5 protein-coding genes and 1 pseudogene are annotated in these 3,944 nt (G+C 74.6%); 5 read left to right on the top strand and 1 reads right to left on the bottom strand.

Features of this window, described 5'->3' with window-relative positions; genetic code table 11:
* The 4 genes and pseudogenes from RKE29_RS28455 to RKE29_RS28470 all read left to right on the top strand — a co-directional run.
* Nucleotides 1-709: pseudogene (locus tag RKE29_RS28455) on the top strand (MFS transporter); the annotation flags it as partial.
* Between the two features lie 62 nt (nucleotides 710-771).
* Nucleotides 772-888, top strand: a complete 117-nt coding sequence (locus RKE29_RS28460) for an SGM_5486 family transporter-associated protein (protein ID WP_312008572.1) — start codon at nucleotides 772-774, stop codon at nucleotides 886-888.
* A gap of 193 nt (nucleotides 889-1,081) precedes the next feature.
* Nucleotides 1,082-1,291 (top strand): hypothetical protein, encoded by a 210-nt coding sequence (locus RKE29_RS28465; RefSeq protein ID WP_312008574.1) that lies wholly within the window; start codon nucleotides 1,082-1,084, stop codon nucleotides 1,289-1,291.
* 91 nt (nucleotides 1,292-1,382) lie between these two features.
* A complete protein-coding gene (locus RKE29_RS28470) occupies nucleotides 1,383-1,901 on the top strand; it encodes a histidine phosphatase family protein (RefSeq protein WP_312008575.1) in 519 nt (172 codons plus the stop codon).
* A gap of 191 nt (nucleotides 1,902-2,092) precedes the next feature.
* Here RKE29_RS28470 and serB read toward each other — a convergent pair whose 3' ends face one another.
* The gene (serB, locus tag RKE29_RS28475) at nucleotides 2,093-3,328 is read right to left on the bottom strand and encodes a phosphoserine phosphatase SerB (protein ID WP_312008576.1); all 1,236 of its coding nucleotides are present in this window, start codon (nucleotides 3,326-3,328) and stop codon (nucleotides 2,093-2,095) included.
* Between the two features lie 229 nt (nucleotides 3,329-3,557).
* Between serB and RKE29_RS28480 the strand changes: the two genes are divergently transcribed.
* Nucleotides 3,558-3,944: FHA domain-containing protein (locus RKE29_RS28480; RefSeq protein WP_312008577.1), on the top strand; the 387-nt coding region annotated here is incomplete at its 3' end.

The following is a 3,944-nucleotide window of genomic DNA, read 5'->3' on the forward strand; positions in this document are numbered from 1 at the left end:
CGACCGCGCCGCGGGCCCGGGAGGTGACGACCGCCCCGCGCGGGGCGGCGTGCCTCCCGCGCGGGACGGCGGCCCCAGCGCCGCGGACCCGGCCGCCGGGGCGCGCGCCGGGCGGATCACCCGCAGCCCCACCGCCTGGGCCATGGCCGTCTTCTTCGGCCTCCAGGCCACCGGCGCGTACGTCGCCATGGGCTGGATGCCGCAGATCTTCCGCGACGCCGGCGTCTCCGCCGGGACCGCCGGCCTGCTGCTCGCGGTGACCATGGTCATCGGCGTGCCGCTGTCCTTCGTCGTGCCGCCGGTCGCGGCCCGGCTGCGGCACCAGGGCGTCCTCGTGGTGGTGCTCAGCTCCTTCGGACTCGCCGGGTACGCCGGCCTGCTGCTGGCCCCGGCGGCCGGCGCCTGGGCGTGGGCGGTGCTGCTCGGCATCTCCGTGTGCACCTTCCCGCTCGCCCTGACGATGATCGGCATGCGGGCGCGCACCGGCGCGGGCGTGATCAGGCTGTCGGCGTTCGCGCAGAGCACCGGCTACCTCATCTCCATCCCCGGGCCGCTGCTGGTCGGCGCTATCAACCAGCACACCGGCGGCTGGGACTGGCCCATCGCGCTGATGATGGCGCTGATGGTGCCGCAGGTCGCGGCGGGCGTGCTGGCCGGACGCGGCCGCACCGTCGAGGACGAGCTGCGGCCCGCCGGGGACGGGGCCTGACCCGGCCGGACCGGGACGCGACCCGGCACGGGACGGTCGGCGGCGGGTGGGACACTGAAGCCATGCCAGTGCTCGATGACAATCCGCGAAACGGCCAGAAGAAGCTTCTGCTGATCCTGGGCCTGATGCTCGGCATCACCGCCCTGATCGCCCTGATCGCCACGATCGCCTCGCCGTGAGCCCCGCCGCGCGGCCCGTCGCGCGGTCCGGTGGTGGGGTTGCCCCCACCGTCCCCTAGGGGGGCAGGGTCAGGGGGAAGTGGGTGGGGCACCGGATGGGACCGGGTCCGCGCCGCCCGTAGGTTCGTGGGCGAACCCGGCCGCGCCCGACGCACCGCGCGGCGTCCCGTACGAACCCTTGGAGGTGCCCGCGATGGCAGTCCCCGCGCCCCTGCGGTCCGCGGCGGCCGACCCCGGCCGCGCCCAGGTCCGGCTGCCGTGGTGGGCCCTGCTGCTCCCGGTGCTCGCCTTCGCCGCGCTCCTGCTGTTCGCGGGCCCGCGGGCGCACGCCACCGGTGACGGCGGCGCGGCGGCCCACCGGCTCGGCCCCGTGCTGCACGCCCTGGACCGCCTGGTGTCCTGAAACCGGCGCTCGGTGCCCGGCAGGCGGTCGCCCGCCGGGACCCTCCCAACGCCCCGCGCCCGGCAGCGCCATTCGTGCGAAGCTGGGACACATGAGCGTCGACGTGCCCCGTAACATCATCATTGTCCGACACGCCAAGGCCGACTGGCCCGAGGTGCCCGACCACGAGCGGCCGCTCGCGGAGCGCGGCCGTCAGGACGCGCCGGTCACCGGACGCTGGCTCGCCCGTTCTGGTCTCCAGCCCCAGCTCGCCCTCTGCTCCACCGCCGTCCGCACCCGCGAGACCTGGAAGCTGATCGTGTCCGAGCTGCCGGAGCGGCCCAGGACCGTCTACGACGAGCGGCTGTACGAGGCGTCCCTCGGCGAGCTGATCGCGGTGGTGAACGAGACCCCCGACGACGTGGCCGACCTGCTGCTCGTCGGCCACAACCCCGGGGTGCACGCCCTGGCCGACGCGCTCGCGGGCGAGGCGGCGGACGGCACGCTGGAGCACATGGGCCGCACCGGATTCGCCACGTCCGGGGTGGCCGTGATCGCCTTCACCGGCTCGTGGAAGTCCGTCGAGCACGGCGTCGGACGCCTCACCGCCTACTGGGCGCCCCGTTCCTGACCCGAACCGTGCGGCCCCTACCCGCCGTACGGCCCGTACGCGCCCGGCGCGGCCCGCAGGCGCTCCCCGCACCGGGGCCGCGCCCGGACCGCGCCCGTAGGGACCCGCGTCCCGCGCCCGAGGCGAGCCGGCCGCCCGGTGCACACGGCGGGCCGTGCGGACGGCCGCCCCGGGCGAACGGCCCGCCGCCGTCAGCCGTCCAGCGTGTCCGCCGCCTCGACCTCCTCGCGCGTGATGCCCAGCAGGTACAGCGCGGCGTCCAGGAACGGCACGTTCACGGCGGTGTGCGCCGCCTGCCGCACCACCGGCTTGGCGTTGAAGGCGACCCCGAGGCCCGCCGCGTTGAGCATGTCCAGGTCGTTGGCGCCGTCGCCGATCGCCACGGTCTGCGCCAGCGGCACCCCGGCCTCGGCCGCGAACCGCCGCAGCAGCCGCGCCTTGCCCGCCCGGTCCACGACCTCGCCGGTCACCCGGCCGGTCAGCTTCCCGTCCCTGACCTCCAGGGTGTTGGCGGAGGCGAAGTCCAGGCCGAGCCGCTCCTTCAGGTCGTCGGTGACCTGGGTGAAGCCGCCGGAGACCACGCCCACCTGGTAGCCGAGACGTTTCAGCGTGCGGATGAGCGTACGGGCGCCGGGTGTGAGCCGGACCTCGGCGCGGACCTTGTCCACCACGCCCTCGTCCACGCCCGCGAGCAGCGCGACACGCGCGTGCAGCGACTCCTCGAAGTCCAGTTCGCCGCGCATCGCCCGGGCCGTGACCTCGGCGACCTCCGCCTCGCACCCGGCGTGCGCGGCGAACAGCTCGATCACCTCGTCCTGGATCAGCGTGGAGTCCACGTCCATGACCACCAGCCGCTGCGCGCGCCGCTGGAGCCCCGAGGCCACCACCGCGACATCGACCCCGACTCGTGCCGCCTCCGTGGCGAGCGCGGTACGCAGCGTGTCCGTGGCGGCTCCGGACACCTCGAATTCCACCGCGGTGACCGGATATTTCGCCAAGCGGAAAATGCGGTCGATGTTGCCGCCCGTACCGGTGATACGGGCGGCGATGGCCGCCGTCGACTTGGCGGTCAGCGGGTGGCCGAGCACCGTGACGTGCGACCGGCCCACACCGCGGGGCCGGTTGTCGCCGCGGCCCGAGATGATCTCGGCCTGCATGCGCATCGACTCGGCCCAGCTGTGCACGGTCGCGCGCAGCCCGCCCTCCGGCCCGTCGGGCCCGGCGGGGGCGGTCACCAGCACGCACAGCACCATGCGGCCGCGCGTGACGACCTGCTCTATGTCGACGATGTGCACGTCGTACGCGGCGAGGATGTCGCACAGCCCCGCCGTGAGGCCCGGCCGGTCCTTGCCGAATATCTTGACGAGCAGCGTGGGCTCGTCCTCGCCCGGGACGGCTGTGGCGGGCGGATTCTGTGGAGAGCTCATGATGCGTACAACGGTATAGGGCCGTTAACGGATCGCGCGCGCCGGTCCGCCCGGTACGCGCCCGGGCGGCGGAGAGTTCACCTGGCCGTCATCTCGGTCACGCCGATGTCACGCCCGGCCGTCCGGCGTCCGTCCGGGTTTCGGTTCCCTGAGCGGGCCTGGAATAGTTCCCCACGATGTTCGCCATCCCTAGACTCCCTGCGCAGGGGGGTTCCTCGGGGGACAACTAGTGGGGCATGGAGTGCCGGAACTCGTACTGGAATTGAACGGACAGACCTGGACGCTCGACCCGTCCCGGTCCTACGCGCTGGGGCGCGATCCGCAGGCCGATCTCGTGCTGACCGACGCCAGGGTGTCCTGGCGGCACGCCACACTGCGGTGGGGCGGGCGGGCCTGGGTGATCGAGGATCAGGGCAGCACCAACGGCACCTACGTGCACCGCCAACGCGTCCAGCAGACGGAGATAGGCCCTGGGACGGTCGTCCACCTGGGCAACGCCACCGACGGCCCCCGCCTGGCCTTCTCCCAGGCCGCCGCGGGCGCCGCGGGCGCCGGAGCGCCGGCCGGGCTGGCCGCCGCGGGAGCCGCCGCCTACGGCGCCCAGCCGGGCGCACCG

The organism is Streptomyces sp. B1866, assembly GCF_031932565.1.
GTDB lineage: Bacteria > Actinomycetota > Actinomycetes > Streptomycetales > Streptomycetaceae > Streptomyces.